General features: G+C 68.2%; 17 protein-coding genes. 4 read left to right on the top strand and 13 right to left on the bottom strand.

Annotated features, from left to right (window positions below; translation table 11 throughout):
• Positions 1 to 10: 10 nt before the first annotated feature.
• The 4 genes from ACO07Z_RS14040 (at position 11) to ACO07Z_RS14025 (ending at position 3,525) form a co-directional block, all read left to right on the top strand.
• Positions 11 to 1,132, top strand: coding sequence for an alginate O-acetyltransferase AlgX-related protein (locus ACO07Z_RS14040; protein WP_421699272.1), 1,122 nt, complete (start codon positions 11 to 13; stop codon positions 1,130 to 1,132).
• Positions 1,133 to 1,221: 89 nt separating this feature from the next.
• Entirely contained in the window at positions 1,222 to 1,755 is a 534-nt protein-coding gene (locus ACO07Z_RS14035; RefSeq protein WP_421699271.1) for a prolyl-tRNA synthetase associated domain-containing protein, read from the top strand.
• A gap of 88 nt (positions 1,756 to 1,843) precedes the next feature.
• A complete protein-coding gene (gene trxA / locus ACO07Z_RS14030; RefSeq protein WP_421699270.1) occupies positions 1,844 to 2,770 on the top strand; it encodes a thioredoxin in 927 nt (308 codons plus the stop codon).
• A 77-nt stretch (positions 2,771 to 2,847) separates the two neighbouring features.
• The gene (locus ACO07Z_RS14025) at positions 2,848 to 3,525 is read left to right on the top strand and encodes an LON peptidase substrate-binding domain-containing protein (RefSeq protein WP_421699269.1); all 678 of its coding nucleotides are present in this window, start codon (positions 2,848 to 2,850) and stop codon (positions 3,523 to 3,525) included.
• A gap of 122 nt (positions 3,526 to 3,647) precedes the next feature.
• On the opposite strand, the gene ACO07Z_RS14020 is transcribed toward ACO07Z_RS14025, so the two are convergent.
• The 13 genes from ACO07Z_RS14020 to ACO07Z_RS13960 all read right to left on the bottom strand — a co-directional run bounded on the left by ACO07Z_RS14020 (position 3,648) and on the right by ACO07Z_RS13960 (position 20,048).
• Positions 3,648 to 6,848: an efflux RND transporter permease subunit gene (locus ACO07Z_RS14020; RefSeq protein WP_421699268.1), complete on the bottom strand. Its 3,201-nt coding sequence runs from the start codon at positions 6,846 to 6,848 to the stop codon at positions 3,648 to 3,650.
• Entirely contained in the window at positions 6,848 to 8,110 is a 1,263-nt protein-coding gene (locus ACO07Z_RS14015) for an efflux RND transporter periplasmic adaptor subunit (protein ID WP_421699267.1), read from the bottom strand. The genes ACO07Z_RS14020 and ACO07Z_RS14015 overlap by 1 nt, the downstream gene beginning before the upstream one ends.
• Positions 8,107 to 8,799 (bottom strand): TetR/AcrR family transcriptional regulator, encoded by a 693-nt coding sequence (locus tag ACO07Z_RS14010; protein ID WP_421699266.1) that lies wholly within the window; start codon positions 8,797 to 8,799, stop codon positions 8,107 to 8,109. Before ACO07Z_RS14010 ends, ACO07Z_RS14015 begins: the two co-directional genes overlap by 4 nt.
• A gap of 161 nt (positions 8,800 to 8,960) precedes the next feature.
• Positions 8,961 to 9,470, bottom strand: coding sequence for an RNA pyrophosphohydrolase (locus tag ACO07Z_RS14005; RefSeq protein ID WP_421699265.1), 510 nt, complete (start codon positions 9,468 to 9,470; stop codon positions 8,961 to 8,963).
• Between the two features lie 87 nt (positions 9,471 to 9,557).
• Positions 9,558 to 9,959, bottom strand: a complete 402-nt coding sequence (locus ACO07Z_RS14000; protein ID WP_421699264.1) for a hypothetical protein — start codon at positions 9,957 to 9,959, stop codon at positions 9,558 to 9,560.
• Positions 9,960 to 10,149: 190 nt separating this feature from the next.
• Positions 10,150 to 11,499 carry a S41 family peptidase gene (locus tag ACO07Z_RS13995; protein WP_421699263.1) on the bottom strand — a complete coding sequence of 450 codons (1,350 nt, stop codon included), beginning with the start codon at positions 11,497 to 11,499 and terminating at the stop codon, positions 10,150 to 10,152.
• Positions 11,496 to 12,872 carry a murein hydrolase activator EnvC family protein gene (locus tag ACO07Z_RS13990; RefSeq protein WP_421699262.1) on the bottom strand — a complete coding sequence of 459 codons (1,377 nt, stop codon included), beginning with the start codon at positions 12,870 to 12,872 and terminating at the stop codon, positions 11,496 to 11,498. Before ACO07Z_RS13990 ends, ACO07Z_RS13995 begins: the two co-directional genes overlap by 4 nt.
• Before the next feature lie 108 nt (positions 12,873 to 12,980).
• Positions 12,981 to 13,463, bottom strand: coding sequence for a 23S rRNA (pseudouridine(1915)-N(3))-methyltransferase RlmH (rlmH, locus tag ACO07Z_RS13985; protein ID WP_421699261.1), 483 nt, complete (start codon positions 13,461 to 13,463; stop codon positions 12,981 to 12,983).
• A gap of 7 nt (positions 13,464 to 13,470) precedes the next feature.
• Positions 13,471 to 13,884: a ribosome silencing factor gene (rsfS, locus tag ACO07Z_RS13980; protein WP_421699260.1), complete on the bottom strand. Its 414-nt coding sequence runs from the start codon at positions 13,882 to 13,884 to the stop codon at positions 13,471 to 13,473.
• 100 nt (positions 13,885 to 13,984) lie between these two features.
• On the bottom strand, positions 13,985 to 15,976 hold the full coding sequence (locus ACO07Z_RS13975; protein WP_421699259.1) for a hypothetical protein: 1,992 nt from the start codon (positions 15,974 to 15,976) through the stop codon (positions 13,985 to 13,987).
• Positions 15,977 to 16,110: 134 nt separating this feature from the next.
• Entirely contained in the window at positions 16,111 to 17,484 is a 1,374-nt protein-coding gene (gene nhaA / locus ACO07Z_RS13970; protein WP_421699258.1) for a Na+/H+ antiporter NhaA, read from the bottom strand.
• Positions 17,485 to 17,768: 284 nt separating this feature from the next.
• Entirely contained in the window at positions 17,769 to 18,419 is a 651-nt protein-coding gene (locus tag ACO07Z_RS13965) for a hypothetical protein (protein ID WP_421699257.1), read from the bottom strand.
• Between the two features lie 153 nt (positions 18,420 to 18,572).
• On the bottom strand, positions 18,573 to 20,048 hold the full coding sequence (locus ACO07Z_RS13960) for an MFS transporter (protein WP_421699256.1): 1,476 nt from the start codon (positions 20,046 to 20,048) through the stop codon (positions 18,573 to 18,575).
• Between the last annotated feature and the right edge of the window lie 5 nt (positions 20,049 to 20,053).

Genomic DNA, 20,053 nt, shown 5'->3' with positions numbered 1-20,053 from the left:
GAGCGCGACCATGCCCTTGCTCATGGCCTTCCGCCGCTGGTGGGCGGTGATCTTCGTGGCGCTGCTGTCGCTGCCGACCATCGGCTTGCTGCTCCCCGCCATGCCCGGCCCGATGCGCACTGTGCTGGCGCCGGAGGCGCGCTGGTGGGAACACGCCTCCGAGCGGCTCGACCCCTATATCAACAACGTCTTCGGCTTCCGCGGCCCGGTGCTCGCCGCCCATCGCCGCTATCTGCGCTTCATCGGCTCCCCGCCCGGCACGCGTGTGGTCGATGGCACGGATGGCAGCCTGTTCCTGCGCGACAACAACGCGCTGGAACAGTCGATCGGCCAGCTGGTGCGGCTGCAGGGGGTGGAGAGGCTCGCCATCCTCGCCGAGGAACTGCAGCAGAAAATGGCGGCCAGCGGCGGCACCTTCGTGCTGACGTTGCCGCCCAACGCCGCCACCGCCCGCTTCGACAAGCTGCCGGACTATATCCGCGCGCAGCGCCACCAGCCGACCGAGTATGACCTCGTTGCCGCGCGGATGAAGCGCGACGGCATCACCTTCGTCGATCTGCGCCCCATCGTCGCCGAAGGTGCGGCCAGCGGCCCGCTTTATTATCGCTACGATACGCATTGGAACGCGCTCGCGGGGCTGCTGGCCTTCAACGCCGTGATGGACGCGGCGGGCCGCCCGGACCTCGCCATCCCGCCTTCGCTGGCGTTCAGCGGCACAAAGCGACGCCCGGGCGGCGACCTCCTGCGGGTGGCCGGCGTCCCCGACCGCGAGCCGGCGGATCTGGACTATGTGTGGAAGCCGCCAGTGGGCGGGCCGCACAACACCACGCCGCTCGACGGCATTGTCGGCCCGCCGCCGCGCGGAACCGAGAATTACGGCTTCAACGCCTACGCCACCGGCCACGCCGGCCCGCGCATCATGGTGATCGGCGATTCCTTCACCCAGGGGTTCTGGTCCAACCCGCTGGCCTACCGCGCTTCGGCGGTGATCTGGATCCACCATAATGCCTGCGAGTTCGACCGGGGGGTCATCGACCGCTTCAAGCCGGACATCCTGATCTACGCGCCGACGGAGCGCTTCCTCACCTGCAAGAACTGGAGCCGGACGCCCCTGCCGGCCGAGGGCGGCTGAGCCCCCCGCATCCCTGTTGCTCGATCGCCTTGCTCCCCCGCCCCGCGCCGCCCTAAAACGCCCTCGTCTCTCTCCGCCGGATCCGCGCCATGCCCCTTTCCCGCGACGATCTCCTCGCCCGGCTCGCCGAGCTCGGGATTCCCACCACCACGGTCGAGCATCCGCCGCTGTTCACGGTGGAGGATTCGCAGGCGCTGCGCGGCGACATTGCCGGAGGGCATACCAAGAACCTGTTCCTCAAGGACAAGAAGGGGAACCTGTTCCTCGTCGTGGTGGAGGAGGAGGCGCGGGTCGATCTCAAGAACCTGCACGTTCCGCTCGGCGCGGCGAGCAAGCTCTCCTTCGGCAGCGCCGAGCTTCTGGAAGAGGTGCTGGGGGTGAAGCCCGGCGCCGTCACCGCCTTCGGCCCGGTCAACGATGTCGAGGGCCGCGTCACCGTGGTGCTCGACGCCGAGCTGATGGCGCATGAGACGGTGAACTGCCACCCGCTGGTGAACACCGCCACCACCACCATCGCCAGCGCCGACCTCATCCGCTTCCTGCGCGCCACCGGCCATGAGCCGCGCGTGCTGGCGGTGCCCCGGCGCAGCGAGGCGGAGCAGCCCGCCACCACCGAGGGCTGATCGCCCCCGTTGCATTCGCGGCGCGGCAGACCATTTTAGACGCCGAGCACGAGCCCCGACAGCACCTGCCCTATTGCGAGGACGACCCATGTTGCTGAACCAGCCCTCCTCTCCCGCCGCCCCGGGCGGCGCGCCGGCCGGCGACGATGTGGTGATCGACGTCACCACCAAGAGCTTCATGAAGGATGTGGTCGAGGAATCCCGCCGCCGCCCGGTGCTGGTGGATTTCTGGGCCCCCTGGTGCGGCCCCTGCCGCCAGCTCACCCCGATCATCGAAAAAGTGGTGCGCGCGGCCAAGGGCAAGGTGCGCCTCGCCAAGATGAACACGGACGAGCACCCCGCCGTCGCCCAGCAGCTCGGCATCCAGTCGCTGCCCACCGTCTATGCCTTCGTCAACGGCCAGCCGGTCGACGGCTTCATGGGCGCGCAGCCCGAAGCGCAGATCAAGGCGATCGTCGACAAGCTGATCGCGGCCTCGGGCGGCGGCAACGACATCGCCGACATTCTCGCCAGCGGCGAGGCAGCGCTCGCGGAGGGCGATCTCGCCGGCGCGGCGGAAATCTTCGCTGCCGTTCTGGGCGAGGAGCCGGAAAACCTCGCCGCCATCGCCGGCCTTGCCCGCACCGAGCTTGCCGCCGGAAATCTCGAACAGGCCAAGGCGACGCTGGCCCTCGCGCCCGCCAGCGCCGCCAACGGCGCCGCGCTCACCGCCGTGCGCGCCGCCATCGAGCTGGAAGAGGCCGCGAGCGCGCTGGGCGATGTGAAAGAGTTGGAGGCGAAGGTCGCCGCCAACCCGCTGGACCATCAGGCCCGCTTCGACCTTGCCGTGGCGCTGAGCGCGCGGGGACGGCGCGAGGAGGCGGTGGACCATCTGCTCGCCATCGTCCGTAAGGACCGCGCCTGGAACGAGGACGGCGCCCGTAAGCAGCTGGTGCAGTTCTTCGAGGCCTGGGGGCCGACGGACGAGCACACGCTCGCCGGCCGCCGCCGCCTGTCCTCGCTGCTCTTCGCCTGACGCCGGCAGGGGCGCCCCCGCCCCGGCCGGGACGCCGCACCGGCCTTTCGGGGCCGACATATCGCGCAAGGAACGCCATGGCGATCAACAAGCCCTATGCCGGCCCCTCCGAGCTGGCGCCCATCATCCCGCTCTTCCCGCTGGAGGGGGCGCTGCTGCTACCGCGCTGCCAGCTGCCGCTCAATGTGTTCGAGCCGCGCTATGTCGCGATGATCGATGCGGCGCTGGCCAGCCACCGGCTGATCGGCATCATCCAGACCGCGCCGCAGCAGTCGGCACTCACCGTGCCGGGCGCGCCGGACATTGTCGGCGTGGGCTGCGTCGGCCGCATCACCGAGATCGCCGAGAGCGGCGATGGCCGCTACCTGCTCAATCTCAGCGGCATCGCCCGCTTTCGTGTGGTGGCGGAGGTCGATTCCGGTACGCCGTTCCGCCAGGCCAAGGTCGATTACGCGCCCTATGGCGACGACTTCACCCCCAATGCCGGCGCCGAGGCGGTGGACCGCGCCACGCTGCTGCGCACGCTCGCGGATTATCTCGACGCCAACCAGCTGGAAGCGGACTGGAAGAGCATCAAGGACGCGCCGAATGAGGCGCTGGTGAATGCGCTCGCCATGATGGCCCCGTTCGGCCCGCGCGAGAAACAGGCGCTGCTGGAAGCCCCCACCCTCGCCTCCCGCGCCGAGATGCTGATCGCCGTCACCCAGATGACCATGGCCCGCACCGGCGGCGAAGGCGACGGCACGCTGCAATAGCGCGTCGCGCGCCCGCCCCCATGGCCGGGCTTGACCCGGCCACCCAGACTTTCACACGCGGCCGCAGAGGTACGACGGCTCCCCGGGTCAAGCCCGGGGATGAGGGACGATCGGACCCCCTTTTACTCCGCCGCCAGCGGCGGGCGGGGCGTCGAGTGCGGGCCGGCATCCACCGCGTGCAGCCCGGCGCGCGCCACCGGCGCGCCGGCGTGCTCGTCCGGCTCGTCGCGGGCGCCGATGAAGCGGCCGAAGATGCGCGCCATCAGGTGGCCGAGATCGTCCATCAGCGTGAATACGGCCGGCACGAAGATCAGCGACAGCAGGGTCGAGGCCAGCAGGCCGCCGATGACCGCGATCGCCATGGGCGAGCGGAAATCGCCGCCCTCCCCCAGCCCGAGCGCCGAGGGCATCATGCCCGCCGCCATGGCGATGGTGGTCATGATGATGGGCTGCGCGCGCTTGCGCCCGGCCTCGATCAGCGCCGTGGTCCGGTCCACACCGGCGTGCACCGCCTCGATGGCGAAATCCACCAGCAGGATCGCGTTCTTGGTGACGATGCCCATCAGCATGAGGAAGCCGATCACCACCGGCAGCGTCATCGCGTTGTTGGTGAGCAGCAGGGCGATGAAGGCGCCGCCCACCGACAGCGGCAGCGCGATCAGAATGGTGATCGGCTGCAGCACGTTGGCGAACAGCAGCACCAGCACCGCCAGCACCATCATCACGCCCGCCATCATCGCCGTGGCGAAGCCGCCGAACACCTCGCCCATGATCTCGGCGTCGCCGGACTCCTTCAGCACGATGCTGGACGGCATGTTCTTGGCCGCCGGCAGGGCATAGACCTCCGCCAGCGCCTCGCCCAGCTGGGTGTTGCCGGCGAGGTCGGCCTCGATCGCCACGCGCCGCGCGCGGTCATAGCGGTCGAGACTCGACGGGCCGGTGCCGAAGGAGATGTCGGCGACCGAGAGCAGCGGCACCGAGGCGCCGGCGGCGGTGCGCACCTTCAGCGTCTCGAAAGTGGAGAGGTCGCCGCGCGCCCGCTCGTCGAGCTGCACCCGGATCGGCACCTGGCGGTCGCCGGCGGAGAACTTCGCCAGATTCTGCGACACGTCGCCGAGCGTGGCGATGCGCACGGTCTGGGCGATGTCCGACACCGAGACGCCGAGCGCCGCCGCTTCGGCGAGCTTGGGCACCACGCGCAGTTCCGGCCGCTCCAGAGCCGCCGAGGTCTGCACATTGGACAGGCCCTTCACCTTCTCGCGAATCTCGCGTTCCAGCTCCAGCGCCTTCGCCTCCACCTCGGCCCCGTCCGAACCGGAGAGAATGATGGTGAATTCGCGCCCGCCCGGGCCGGCGCCGCCGGAGGCGCCGAAATTGAAGCGAAGGTCGGGAATGCGGGCGATCTCGTCGCGCAGCCGCATCTCGAACTGCTTCTGCGTCGCCGTGCGTTCGGCGCGCGGCACCAGATTGACGATGATCGTCGCCTTGCGCACCTCGCCGCCGCCGCTGGCCGGCCCGTCGGTGGAGCCGGAGCCGGCGGTGGCGAACACGCTCGACACTTCCGGCTGCGCCTTCAGCGTGTCGGTCACCTCGTCCACCACGCGTCGCGTCGCTTCCAGTGTCGCCCCCGGCGGCAGTTCCAGCGCCAGAACGGAGCGGGACACGTCGGAATTGGGGATGAAGCCGGAGGGCAGCAGGGTGGAAAGCCACATCGAGCCGATGAACAGCAGGATGCCCGCCGTCACCGTAAGGAAGCGGTGGCGGATGGAGCGGTGCAGCAGGCCGACATAGGCGCGCATCAGCCAGCTGTCCGGCGTCTCCCGGTGGCCATGGTCGCGCATGAAATAGGCCGCCAGCATGGGGGTCAGCAGGCGCGCCACCAGCAGCGAGAACAGCACCGCCACGGCGACCGTGATGCCGAACTGGCGGAAATACTGGCCGGCAATGCCGCCCATGAAGCTGACGGGCAGGAACACCGCGACGATGGTGAGCGTGGTCGCCACCACGGCGAGGCCGATCTCGTCGGCGGCGTCGATCGCCGCGCGATAGGCGGATTTGCCCATGCGCATATGGCGCACGATGTTCTCGATCTCGACGATGGCGTCGTCGACCAGGATGCCGGTCACCAGCGTGACGGCGAGCAGGCTCACGCCGTTGAGCGAGAAGCCGAGCATGTCCATCACCCAGAAGGTGGGCAGGATGGAGAGCGGGATTGCCGTCGCGGTGATGATGGTGGCGCGCCAGTCGCGCAGGAACACCATGACCACGATCACCGCCAGCACCGCGCCTTCCATCAGCGTGTGCATGGCCGAGGTGTAGTCGGCCTCGGTGTATTTCACCGTGGTGTCGATCAGGGTGATGTCGACTTCCGGATGGCGCTTTTCGAGATCGAGCAGCGCCTTTTCCGCGTTCTCGGCCACGACAACGTCGGAGAAGCCCTTGGCGCGGTAGATGCCGAAGGCGACCACCGGCTTGCCGTCGAGCCGGGCGAAGATGCGCGGCTCGGCGGCGCCGTCGGTCACGGTGGCGAGGTCGGCAAGGCGCACATAGCGCGTGCCCCCGCCGCCGGCGGCGGGCAGCGAGATGCGGGTCTCGGCGAGGTCCTCCACCGTGCTGGCGCCGCCCAGCGTGCGCACGGATTGTTCCTGCGTGCCGATTTCGCCGCGCCCGCCGGCGAGGTCGACATTGGTGGCGGCGAGCTCGCGGTTCACATCCGCCGCCGTCACGCCGAGCGCGGCCAGCTTGTCGGGATCGAGCGAGATGCGGATCTCGCGCTCCACGCCGCCCTCGCGCTTCACCTGCGCCACGCCGCGAACGCCCTGTAGCGCGCGCACCAGCGTGTCGTCGACGAACCAGGACAGTTCCTCCGGCGTCATCGCCGGGGCGGAGGCGGCATAGGTGACGATGGCCATGCCTTCGACATCGACGCGCTGGACCAGCGGCTCCTCGATGTCCTGCGGCATTTCCGTGCGCACCTTGGTCACCGCGTCGCGCACATCATTCACCGCGCGGTCGACCTGGGTTTCCAGCTGGAACTCGACGACGGTAAGCGAGGTGCCCTCGGTGATGGTGGAGGAGATGTGCTTCACCCCCTGCACGCCGGCGATCGAGGTTTCGACCACCTTGGTCACCTGCGTTTCCAATTCGCTTGGCGCGGCGCCGGGCTGGGTGATGGTGACGGAGACGATCGGCACGTCGATGTTCGGCATGCGGGTGATCGGCAGCCGGTCGAAGGTGTAGAGGCCGATCGCGGTCAGCACCACGAACAGCACGATGGAGGGCACCGGCTTGCGGATCGCCCAGGCGGAGATGTTGAGAGCCATCACACACCGCCCTTCGCGGGAGCGTCGGCCAGCGGCACGGGGCTCACCCGGTCACCGTCGCGCAGGAAGCCGGCGGCGCGGGCGACGACGCTCTCGCCCTCGCGCACCCCGTCGGTGATTTCGATATAGCCGTCGCCCTTGAGCCCGATCGTCACCGGGCGCCGGTGCACCGTGTCGCCCTCGACCACGAGCACGAAGGCGCCCTCAGGGGCGAACTGCACCGCCGATTGCGGCAGGGCGACGCCGTCATGGCGGGCGATCTCAATCACGCCGCGCGCATAGGCGCCGGGGCGCAGGCGCGCGTCGTCCGGCACCGCCACCGCGACGCGGGCGAGGCGGGTGGCCGGATCGACCTTGGCGCCGACCAGCCGCACCGTTCCTTCCAGCGGCGTGTGGATGCCGGCCGGAGTCACCGCCACCTTCAGGCCGGGCGTCACCCGCGGCAGGGCGGATTCGGGCACTTCGGCATCGAGATCGATGGCGCCGTCCTTGACGATGCGAAACAGCGGCTCGCTGTTGGCGGAAAGCACGATGGCGCCGATGCGGGCGGAGCGCGACGAGACGATGCCGGCAAGCGGCGCCTTGATCTCGGTGCGGGCGAGCCGCACCTGGATTTCGTCGCGATTGGCCTTGATCTGGTCGGCCTCGGCCTGCGCGGCGGTGACCATTTCCTGCGCCGCCGTCACCTGCGCCGAGGCGACCTTGGCCGCGCGCTCGCGCTGGTCCAGCACTTCCTGCGAGGTGGCGCCGGTCTTGATCAGGGTGCGGGCGCGCTCCACGGCGGCATTGGCCTCGATCAGCTGCGCCTGCGCCTGTTCCAGTTGGGCCCGCTGCTGGGCGATGGCGGCCTGCGCCTTGGCGCCATTGGCGGTGTTCTGGGCGAGCAGCGTCTCCAGCATGTCGCGCGACAGCCGGGCGAGCACCTGGCCCACCTCCACCCGGTCGCCCTCCTCCACCAGGATCTCGGTGATCTGGTAGCCGTCGATCTCCGGCCCGACCATCACTTCCTCGCGCGCCACCAGCGTGCCGGTGACGGGAAGCTTCTCCACCACTTCGCGCCGCGTGGCCGGCACGACGGAAATGGTGATGCCCTTCACCTCGTTCGGCGCCGGCGCGGCGACCTCGGCCTGCGCCGGTTCGAACAGACCGAGCCCGGTGGCGATGCGGTCACGGAAGGCGTAGCCGGCGACACCCACCACCACGGCGGTCATGGTGAGGGCAAGGGCGATGCGCCCGCGCAGGGATGGCGGCTTCACGGTCATGATGTGCGGTCCGGTGAAAGGGTCGGCGCCGGGACGGGCGCCAGCATGCGGGCGACGAGGCCGGAAAGGGCCGGCATCATCTTGTCGAGCGGCAGCGTCGGCTCGAAGCCGTGGCGCAGCACCAGCCCGTCGCCGATGGCGTTGATCATCACCATGGCAAGGTCGGGGTCGAGGGTAGGGTCGATCTCGCCGCGCGCCTGTGCGGCGACGAAGCAGACGCGGATCGCCGCGTTCATCTCGTCCTCGGCGGCGTCGAAGGTCGGCTTCAGCGCCGGGTTGCGCGCCGCCTCGGCGTAGATTTCCGGGCCGAGTTCCAGCGTCACCATGCGCGTCTCGCCGGAGAACAGCGCCGCGCCCATGCGGGCGAGGCCCTCGACGAAGCTGGGGGCGGTTTCCAGCATGTCGACGCAGCTCATCCGCAGCGCCCGCTCCTCATCGACGATGGCGATGATGATCGATTCCTTGGAGGGGAAATAACGGTAGAGCGCGCCCGGGCTCATGCCGGCCTCGGCGCAGATCTGCTGCATCGAGGTGCCGTGGAAGCCGGAACGTCCGAAACAGGCGATGGCCGCCTCCAGCACCCGGCGACGCGGGTCCCGCCGCTCCTTTTCCGGGCGTGCGGCCGCCGACTTTCCGTCCGGCATACGGGCCGCAGGGGCGGCGGTCGCGCGGGAAGCAAGGGTGTTCATGCACCGATCCGGGCTGGAGCGAACGTTCATTCGCATTTAGACAGACCCTTGCCCTGAGTCAAGAACGAACGTTCGTTCGCATTTTGCAACGTCGGGAAATGCCCCGCTCGCGGCCTTGGCGGGGATACGCGGCACGGGCGGGAACGGATGCGGGCGACGGCTTAGTCCGCCGCCACCACCGGCTGGAAGGCGGCTACCACCTGCTCATAGACCGGCCGCTTGAACGGCACGATCAGCCCCGGCGTGCGCTCCAGCTTCTCCCAGCGCCAGGCGACGAATTCCGGCTTGTGCTGCCCGCCGCCGGGATTGAGCACGTCGATTTCGTCATCCGTGCCGGTGAAGCGCAGCGCGATCCATTTCTGCGTCTGGCCGCGGTAGCGGCCCTTCCAGGCCTGACGCGCCAGTGGCTCCGGCAGGTCATAGGTGAACCAGTCCGGCGCGACGGCGAGCGGTTCGACGGAGGAGACGTTGGTTTCCTCGTAAAGCTCGCGCCGCCCCGCCTCTTCCGGGCTTTCGCCTTCGTCAATGCCGCCCTGCGGCATCTGCCAGGAATGCTGCGCGTCCACCTGCTCCGGCCCGCCCCGGCGCTCGCCGAGAAAGACGAGCCCGTCGCGATTGACGAGCACCACCCCGACGCAGGGGCGATAGGGAAGCTGGTCGAAAGGGATCATGGGGCCACCGCACAAGCTGGAAACACGCGCCGGCCGGATCATAGGCAAGCGGCAGCGCGACACCAGAGGTCGCGCGGTGCCGCATGGTCACGGGGTTAACGTGGTGTCGCCAACGCCGCCCGCGAGCGGCCCGGGGCCGGTCAGCACCTCGCTGCGGCCGGTCGCGCCGTCGAACACGGTGATGCTCACGCCGTCATCGCCGCCCTGGCTCGGCCGCAGCGCCGGCATGTCGGCGGCGACGCCCATGGTCGGGAAGCCGCTGTCCTCCAGCGTCAACGGCAGGCCCTGCGGCGCGGCGCCCGCACCGGGCCGCAGCACATAGGCCGCCACCGCCACGCTGATCACCGAGAGTGCGGCGAGGCCGAACACGCCCACCGCCGCATAGTGCCGCGCATGGTCGCGGCTGGCGTCACGGCCGGGCAGGCTGTCGCCGGCGGGCAGCGTGTCCAGCGGGCGGGGCGGCAGGTGGAGAGGAGTCGCGCTGTTCATGCCGCCTTTGTCGCCCCCGACCAAGGCAGGATCGGGGCAGAATCGGGCATTCGTCGCGGCAGCGCAAAAAAGCGCCAGGGCGGCTTAAGGCACAGGGCCGCCAAAAGGAAAAGGCCCGCTTGGGGAAGCGGGCCCTGCTCTGTTTCAAGCCGCCACCGGCACGGGGCCGGCGGCGTCCCGTCAGGCGCGGTCAGTTCGGCACGGCCGCCTTGGGGTCGGCGGGATAGGCGGCGTTCTTCTGCACGCCCTCGATCAGGTCGATCGCCAGCTTGAGCTGGGTGTCGTCCTTCGGGTCCGGCGGCACATAGGCCGGGGAGCCGGTCTGCTCGTCCTCGCCGTTCTTCAGATGGCCCTTGAGCGAGGCCTCGCCGCGCGTGGTCTCGACGCCGGCCGCCTCGGCCTTCGCCTTCACATCCTGCGGCACGTCCTGCACCAGCTCGATGTCGGGCTGGATGCCCTTGGCCTGGATCGAGCGGCCCGACGGCGTGTAGTAGCGCGCCGTGGTCAGCTTGATCGCGGCATTGCCGGAAACCGGGATCACCGTCTGCACCGAGCCCTTGCCGAAGGAGAGCGAGCCCAGCACCGTGGCGCGCTTGTGGTCCTGCAGCGCGCCGGCGACGATTTCCGAGGCCGAGGCCGAGCCGCCATTGACCAGCACGATGATCGGCTTGCCCTTGGCGAGGTCGCCCGGCCGGGCGTTGCGGCGCTCGGTCTGCTCGGGATCGCGGCCGCGGGTGGAGACGATCTCGCCACGGTCGAGGAAGGTGTCGGACACGTCGATCGCCTGGTCGAGCAACCCGCCCGGATTGTTGCGCAGGTCGATGATGAAGCCCTTGAGCTTGTCCTCGCCGATCTGCTTGGTCAGGTCGGCCACCGCCTTCTTCAGGCCCTCGCCGGTCTGCTCGCTGAAGGAGGTGATGCGGATATAGCCGATATCGTCATGCTCGACCCGGGCGCGCACCGACTTGATGTTGATGATGTCGCGGGTGATCGACAGCTCGATCGGCTTGTCCTGGCCCTTGCGGACGATGGTCAGCTTGATCGGCGTGTTGACGGCGCCGCGCATCTTGTCGACCGCCTGGTTCAGGGTCATGCCCTTCACCTCTTCGCCGTCGAGCTTGGCGATCAGGTCGCCGGCCTGCACGCCGGCCTTGGCCGCCGGGGTGTCGTCGATCGGGGCGACGACCTTGACGAGGCCGTCCTCCATCGTCACCTCGATGCCGAGCCCGCCGAACTGGCCGCGGGTCTGCACCTGCATGTCGCGAAAATCCTTCGCGTCCATATAGGTGGAGTGGGGATCGAGCGAGGACAGCATGCCGTTGATGGCAGCCTCGACCAGCTTCGAATCCTCGGGCTTTTCGACATAGTCGGCGCGCACGCGCTCGAACACGTCGCCGAACAGGTTCAGCTGGCGGTACGTGTCGGAAGCGGCCGCCATGGCCGCCGTCGGCTCAAGCAGCAGCCGCGGCTGGGTGGCACCGACCGCGATCAGGGCGCCGGCCGCCGCACCGAAGAGAAATACAGACGTCCTACGCATCATCCGCGTACCTTCTCGCTTTCGCTCGTCGCCCACCATGGCGTTGGATCGATCGAGTTACCATCCTTGCGGAACTCGACGTACAGAATGGGTTGGGCAGTTCCAAGGCCGGCCGACGAGACCAGTTGGGGACCGCGCCCCATGATCCCGACCGGCTCGCCCGACAGCACGAACTGACCCAATTCCACCGTGATCTTATCCATTCCGGCGAGCAGGATATGATAACCATTGCCGGCATTGATAATTAACAGTTGTCCATATGAGCGGAAAGGCCCGGCATAGACCACCCAGCCATCGCTGGGGGAGGCCACCTGGGCCTCGATCCGCGTGCCCAGCGACATTCCCTTTTCCTGCCCGCCATAGCCGTCATCGGCGCCGAAGGCCTTGAGCACCGCGCCGCCGACCGGCAGCGGCAGCAGGCCCTTGGCGTCCTCGAACGGCACGCCGGGGCTCAGCCGGCCGGGGTTCTGCAGCGCCGCCAGCCGGTCCGCCGCACTGCCCCCCGCGCCTTGCGCCGCCTCGCTTTGCGCGGCTTCCTGCGCCGCCTTGCGGGTGGCGGAAATCTCCGTCTCCATGCGCTCCATCAGCTCGCGCACATTGCCCGCTTCGGCGGCGAGCGCCGCGGCACGGGTCTTCTCCTCGGCGAGAGCCGCCTCGCCCTGCTGCAGCGAGTTCTTCTTCTCCTCGATCAGCGCGGCGGTGCGGGCGCGCTCATCGGCGAGGGAGCGTTTCAATTCTGCGAGAGCGTCGCGCTCGCGGGCGGTGTCCTGGCGCACCCGCTCCTGCGCGGCGAGTTCGCTGGCGAGCAGGTCCGTCTCCGCCTTGAGTTCCGGCAGCACGGCGCCGAGCATCATGGCGGAGCGGATCGATTCCAGCGCGTCGTCCGGGCGCACCATCAGCGCCGGCGGCGGACGGCGGCCGAGCCGCACCAGCCCGCCCAACACTTCCGCCAGCACGGCGCGGCGCGCCTCCAGCGATTCCTTGATGTCGTCCGCCTCGCGGCTCAGCACCAGCAGGCGCTGTTCGCTGGCGTCGAGCTTGCCCTCAGTCTCGCGCACGCGGATCGCGGTGTCGAGCAGCGCCTCGTTCAGCTTGGCCCGGTCGCCCTCCAGCGCCGCCACCTCGGCGGCGAGCCGCTTCTGCACGGCGGAGGAATCCTTCAGCTCGGCATCGAGGCGCTCGATGCGCTGCTGCTGTTCCTGCTGCTTTTCCGGCGCGGCGGCGGGCGCTGCCGCAGCGGGCTTGGCTCCGCCTTTTGCGGTGGCGCCCTGAGCGGTGGCACCCTGAGCGGTGGCGCTCGGCGTGGCGCCGCCCTGCGCGGCGGCCGGCCTTGCCCACGGCCCGGCCAGCAGCGCCAGCGCGCACGCCCCCGCCACCGCCGCGCGCAAGGGCGGGCGAGGTATGGGGGGTGAAGAGGAGCGGCGCGCGGGCATCGGGATAGGAGGGGCCGGCGTGGTTAAGAACGGGTTAGCGCCGCCGCCCGCTCAGGCCTTATGGTAGGGATGGCCTGCGAGGATGGTCGTCGCGCGATAGATCTGTTCGGCCATCATGACGCGGACGAGCTGGTGGGGAAAGGTGGCGCGACCGAAGGCGATGAGCCGGTCCGCCCGCCCGCGCACCGCCTCGCTCAGCCCGTCCGCTCCGCCAATGACGAAACTGAGGCTGCGCGAACCCCGGTCGCGCAACGCGGCGAGGTCGGCGGCGATCTGCTCGCTGGTCATCTCCAGCCCGCGCGGGTCGAGCGCCAGCACCGCCCCGGCGTCGGGCAGCGCGGCGAGAAGGGCCGCGCCCTCCTCGGCCATGCGGTCCTCGGGGCGACGCGCGGCGCTTTCCGCGATCTCGGTCACGTCAGGGCCGGAGAGGCCCAGCGCCCGCCCGCTTTTGGCCGAGCGGTCGAGATAGCGGGCGCACAACTCCCTTTCGGGCCCGGCCTTCAGCCGGCCGACCGCGAGAATAATGAGCCGCAAGACGCGCTCAGCCGCGCGTCAGCGTCGACGGCCCGCCGGGAATGGCGGCCGACCACATCTTCTCGATATTGTAGAACCCGCGCACTTCCGGCTGGAAGATGTGGACGATCACGTCGCTCGCATCGATCAGCACCCAGTCGCAGGCCGGCTGGCCCTCGACGCGCACGCCCTTGACGCCAAGGCCCTTGAGCGCCTCGACGAGGTGCTCGGCAATGGCGCCGACATGACGCTGGTTGCGGCCGGAAGCGACGACCATGTAATCGGCAATGGTCGTCTTGCCGCGCAGTTCGATGGAGACGACGTCCTCGGCCTGGTCATCATCGAGACGGGCGAGAACGAGGGCAAGAATCTCCTCGGCGTCTAAACGCGCGTCGGAGACAGGTGCAGACGCCGGGCTGGTGTCGGCCGCTGCAAGCGCCATGATGGACAGGGGTCCTGATCCTCTCGTCTTTACCGCAAGCCACGGACGGACCTTCCGCACCGTGCCTGCACCCCAAGAATAATGCGGATGCGGCCGATCTTCAACCGGGGGCGGGAGAGACGGGCGGCGGCAGGTCCAGCTCGGTGCCCATCTGCGCCCGCAGCAGAGTGGCCGCCTCGGCGTGGGGCGCCTTGAGAATCGCTTCATAGAATCCGATCACGGCGGCGCAATACTCCGCCGCTTCCGCCCGCTTGGGCTCGCCTTCGCCGAGCAAGACGACCTGTTCCGCCGGCGTGCGGGTGGCGCGCATCCGGTCAACGACACGCGCGAGCAGCGGCACCACCGCTTCCTCGTCGGGCGCCGGGCGCGGATCGCGCTCGGCGACGACGCGCAAGCCGATGTCGCGGTAGCGGTCGAGAATGCCGGAATCGAAGTCGTACTGCGTGCGGAACACCGCGCCGCCCTTGAAGCCGAAGCGGGCGCATCGCTGGGCGTCGTCCGCGCGCAGAAGCTTGAGTTCTTCCACGAACAGCCGGCCGAGATCGATGACGGCGTCATCGTCACCGGACGCCTTTACGTTGCGGATGATCGCGCGGTATTCCCAATAGTCCAGCGTTTCCGTCAAATCGTCATCGGTCACGCCGTCGAGATAATCCTTGTAATAATCGTCCACGGCATCGTCGAACGCCTCCGGCTGGGCGCGCTTCTGCCAGGCGAGAACCTCGCTTTCCTCGACCATGAAGCCCGCGAACGCCTCCTTGCCGGCTTGCCTCCCGAAACCCGACGCCGCGAATTGCGAACCGTCGGCCACGTCCGTCACCACATTGGCGTCCTGCAGCTCCTTGAGAGAGGGCGTCCACAGGTCGCTGTTGGGAGTGGCCACCGCCTTGTCGACAAAGGCCTTGTCAAAGCCGGAGCGGACCAGAACCGCACTCTGGATCCCGTTGGCAGCCCCGCTCTCGACGCTGGAGAAGCCCGGCACCGCCGCCGCATGGAAGCCCAGCTTCGCATTCGGCGCGATCCAGCGCTCGACCCCTCCGGCGAAGGCGAGGGTGCAGGCCGACGCGCACATGCCGGAGACATACGTCGTCAGCCCGGCATCCCGGACCACCTTGTTCAGCCGCAAGGCCTCGCCGACCCGGCCGCCCACACTGTTGACGTGGAGGGTGGCGACGCGGGGAGATGCCTTCATCAGGGTCAGCAGATCGTCGGTCAGGCCATATTTGATGCCGCCGGTGATCTCGATCTCCGTGCCGTCGCGCATGATCCGCAGGCCGTAATCCGGAATCCTCGGATCGCCTGCGAACGCCATCTGGTAGGTTTCCTTGAGTTGCGGAAACACCGTGTCGCCGAGGCCGACGACCGAGAGGAAGGTGCTGAGAACGAGGGTGAGCTTGGCGATGCCGGCCCAGAACGGCCGTCGGCCGATCACCCGCCGCTCCTGGACGCGGCGGTTAGCGGAGCGCCAGACGCCGATATAGCTCCAGACGGTCAGCGCCAAAACCAAAAGCCACATGAGGGCGGTGGCACAGAAGATGAGCACCGGCCGGTAGTCGACGAACGCCAGCACGACGAAGACCGCGACGATGACGGCGACCATCGCGATCGTCGCGAGCGTGCCGACGACCCAATAGGCCACGCCCAGCGAATAGGCGCCGCGCCAATGATTGGCGATGGGGTTCCAGCCCTTCTTCGGCGGCGCCGGCGGTGGCGGGGGTGGCGCGGCAGGGGGGGCCGGCGGAGCGGGCCGCGCGACCGCAAACTCGGGCAGCGGCAGGAAGAGCTGATCGGTCGGCTCGGGCGCCGCCGCCGCAGCGGCCCGTGCCTCCCGCACGGCGCGGCGGCGCGCGTAGATGCCGAAGACGATCAGGCACGCGATCGCCGGCGGGGCGTAAAGCACCACTCCTTCGACAAAGCCGTTGTCATAGACCAGGGCGCGCGTCAGCAGCACGGCGACGCTGGCGACCACTACATCGAGATAGCGCGGCATGTTTCCGCGCAGGCAGGCCAGCGAACCCCATGTGAGCAGGAAGGAGACGCTATAAAGCCCCAACCAGTATCCGACCAACCCGCCAATGTACTCAGCCGTCATCCCTACCCCCGGCGCCACGGCTCATCCTGCCATGGGGGGCACCTGAATGCCACCGCAGGACGCTGGCGGGCGACCTGCAACTGCGGCGTCCGGGGAGATGAGGGAGCGGGCGTCTGCCCGCCCCCTACCCCGCCTCAGGCCGAGGCGGAAGCGGTCGCCACCGCGCGCGCCCGCCGCGCCTGCACCAGCCCCCAGCTGAGGCCGAGGCCGACAGCGGCGAGCGAGGCGACCAGCACGCCGAGCTTGGCGGCGCCGAGCAGCGCCGGATCGGCGAAGGCGAGCGTCGCGATGAAGATCGACATGGTGAAGCCGATGCCGGCCAGCAGCCCCACCAGCAGCACCCCGCCCCAGGTGACGCCCGGCGGCAGGCTGCCCCAGCCGGCACGCACCACCAGCCAGCTGGCGGCGAACACGCCGAGCGGCTTGCCCACCACCAGCGCCACCACCACGCCCGCCATGACGGCGAAGGCATCCGCCCGGCCGAGATCGACCCCGTCGAGGCTCACCCCGGCATTGGCGAGGGCGAAGATCGGCATCACGCCATAGGCGACATAGGGGTGCAGTAGCATCTGCACCCGCGTCACCGGCGGGGTCATCTCGCGCTGGGCAAGAGCGAGGCGGCGCAGCGGCGGCAGCAGACTGGCGGCCGCGTCCGGCGAACGGGCGGCCTTGGCGCGGATTTCATCCAGCGCCCGCATCGCCGCATTCAGCGCCGGCTCGCGCCCGCGCGCCGGCAGCACCGGGGTCAGCATGCCGAGCATCACCCCGGCGAGGGTGGGGTGCGCGCCCGCCTGCAACAGGCCGATCCACAGCACCGCGCCCGGCAGCACATAGGCCCAGGCTGATCCGATGCCGGCCATTTGCAGCGCCACCACCAGGACGAGGCCGGCGAGCCCGACCAGCAGCCCCGCCGGGTCGATGCCGCCGGAATAGAACAGGGCGATGATGAGGATGGCGGCGATGTCGTCGATGATCGCCAGCGCCAGCAGGAACACGCGCAGATTGGGCGGGATGGAGCGCCCAAGCAGCGCCAGCACGCCGACGGCGAAGGCGATGTCGGTCGCGGTCGGCACCGCCCAGCCCTCGATCTGGCCGGGCACCGGGTTCAACGCGACATAGATCAGCGCGGGAAGGGCGACGCCGCCCACCGCCGCCGCCATCGGCAGCACGGCCGCGCGCAATTTCGAGAGCGCGCCTTCGTGGATTTCCCGCCGGATTTCCATCCCCACCACGAGGAAGAACAGGGTCATGAGCGCGTCATTGACCCAGAAATGCAGCGAGTGCGACACGGTGAGCCCGCCGATGCCGAAGCTCAGCGGCGCGTGCCAGAGGTCGTGATAGCTCTGCGCATAGGGCGAATTCGCCCAGATCAGCGCGATCGCAGCCGCGGCCAGCAGCACCAGACCGCTGACGGCTTCGATATGCAGGAAACGTTCGGCAGCGTGGAAAGCACGCTCGGTGGCGAGGCGCGCACGCGCGCTGGTGCGACGATAAAGGCGTCCGGCCATGCAAACAGGTCCCGCGCGGCGGCCCGACCAGCGCATACCTGCCCCAGCTGCGGGATGCAGCCGACGACACCCGAGCGGGTATCTAGGGCATGACGATGCGGAAGGCTAGGGGCGGGGGAGGAAATAGGGGGGCGTATCTGCCCCGACATGGCAGCGGACGCGCAGAAAGCGCATACACCTTTAACAATAGATATTCTGGTTCAAGTTGAACCAGATCGTAACGTATTTATATCACGAAACTTTCCATCATTTTCCAAAAATACGCAACCGCCTAGAACCGTATACTACAATAAATCTTGCATTTCTTTAACAAGGAACAAAAAGTCACCGGGCCATATATCAACATTAACGATTATTTTTCCGTTATCACAATTTGAGTAGATGACATTCTTCCAAGACACTTTCGTATTATCGTTAATACGAATTTTTCCATCGTGAGCCATCGCATTTCGAATTACACGTGCAAAATTCCACACTGGCGGCCACACCTCAGATTTTATGTATTTTCTTCTCATCTCCTCCTTTTGAGACTCGAAAAAACTCGTTATCATTGATTGAGCAATACCAAACAAATATTTATCAAGAACACCAAGATCCAACGATCCATTTTCGATTTTCTCAGCCTGGAAGTATTCAAACTCGACAAAGCGCGGCCATGAATTATACATCATTGGCTCTATTACATGATGCGGAGACCAGACTAACCTTGAATTACACGCCTTCGCATCGAACATTGCAACATCTGTCATTGCCCAAGGACGAGCACCTTTTTCATCAGGCTTGTATAACTCAAGCAATCCAACAAAACCGTACAGCCCTGTCAATAAATTCACGACATGAACAAATGCTTTATCATTATAATTGAATCTTAATATTTCACTTTTATTTTTATCAACGACGCGATTTCTATCACCGATTATCATGCGATTTGTCATTTTATAATCTCATCATGATTTATATCTTGATAGATCTCAGTTATTAATATGTATAATCCAACCTAGAAGCCCGCATGGCTCTTTGTATCGAATTAGCGGCCGGCATGGCTAGACGCATCAACGTTAAGACGTTCAACTTCCAGCGCGGCGTCCCTAACGCCATCCCCCCGCCGCCTTCCGCGCCGCGAAAGCCGCAAGCAGCGCCATCAACGCCAGCAGCGGCAGGCTGGTGCGCACCGCCGCCAGCAGGCCGGAGCCGTCGGCGGCGAGCGCCGCCATATCGGCGGCGCCGGCGCCGCTTCCCGTTTCCACCCCGAGCCGCCAGGCCAGCATGCTCGCCCCGGCGGCGACGCCGAGGCTGGTGCCGAGCACCCGCATCAAATTGAGCAACGACCCCGCCGCCCCGGCGAGGCCGGCCGGCGCGGCGGCGAGGGTGGCGTGGCTGTTGGGCGCCACGAACAGGCCGAGACCGATGCCGATGAGCACGAAGGACACCGTGTCCAGCACATGGTGATAGGGCGAGAGGCCGAAGCTCCCCACCAGGATCGCCAGCCCGGCCAGCACCAGCCCCATGCCGGCGGGGCCGATGCGGCGCGGGCCGAGCAGGCGGCTCGCATCATGGCTGAACGGCGCGGTGAGCCCCAGCGCCACCGGCACCAGCGCCAGCCGCAGCCCGGCCGCGCCGGCGCTTTCGCCATAGCCATGGGCAAGACCGAAGGACATGAGAAAGAACACGCCATAGAGCAGCCCATAGCCGAGAACCACCGCCAGCGCGCCCCAGCGGAAGGCGCTCGCGGTGAACAGGCGCGGGTCGATCAGCGGCGCGGCGGTGCGCGCTTCGCGCCGGCGCAGGGCCCACAGCAGCAGCGCGGCGATGAGGAGGCTCGCCAGCGTCAGCGGCGAGGCGAGCCCCCAACTGGAGACATGGTTGAGCGTCGCCACAACGAGGATCAGCGCCGGGCCGATCAGCAGCGCCCCGCCCCAGTCGAAGGCCGGCTTGTCGCCACCCGCCGCCCCACGCGGCAGAGCGAGCCAGCCGGCGAGAATCGCCAGCACGCCGAAGGGCACGGTGAGGCCGAAGATCCAGCGCCAGCCGAGCGCCTCGACGATGAAGCCGCCCAGCGCCGGACCGGCGCTCATCCCCACCGCCTGCGCCGCCGCGAAATAGCCGAGCGCCCGGCCGCGCGCCGCCTCCGGTACCGCCTGCACCAGAATGGCGATGCTGTTGGCGCCGAGCAGCGCCCCGCCCATGCCCTGCAGGAAGCGGAAAGCGACGAGCTGGCCGAAACTCTCGGCGAGCGCACACAGCGCGCTGGCGGCGATGAAAAGTGCATAGCCGGCAATATAGAGCGTCTTGCGACCATGGATCTCGCACAGCCGGCCGAAGATCGGCAGGAAGGAAGCGAAGGCGAGGAGATAGGACAGCGCCACCCAGCTCACCTGCTGCAGCGACACGTCGAAGGCCCGCCCCAGCGCGGGGAGCGCCAGCTGCACAATGGTGGCATCGAGCTGGCCGACAAAGGCGCCGATGGAGACGAGGCCGACGACGAGCCAGGGATGCCAGCTCTGGCGCTCCAGTGCGGCAAGCGGCGCCGGCTCCTGCAGAAGCCGGTTCAGGGAGAACACCATCAGGC

This window comes from Ancylobacter sp. (genome assembly GCF_965229075.1).
GTDB lineage: Bacteria > Pseudomonadota > Alphaproteobacteria > Rhizobiales > Xanthobacteraceae > Ancylobacter.
Note: the sequence above shows the minus strand (reverse complement) of the source record. Positions and strands in the feature narration are given on the sequence as shown.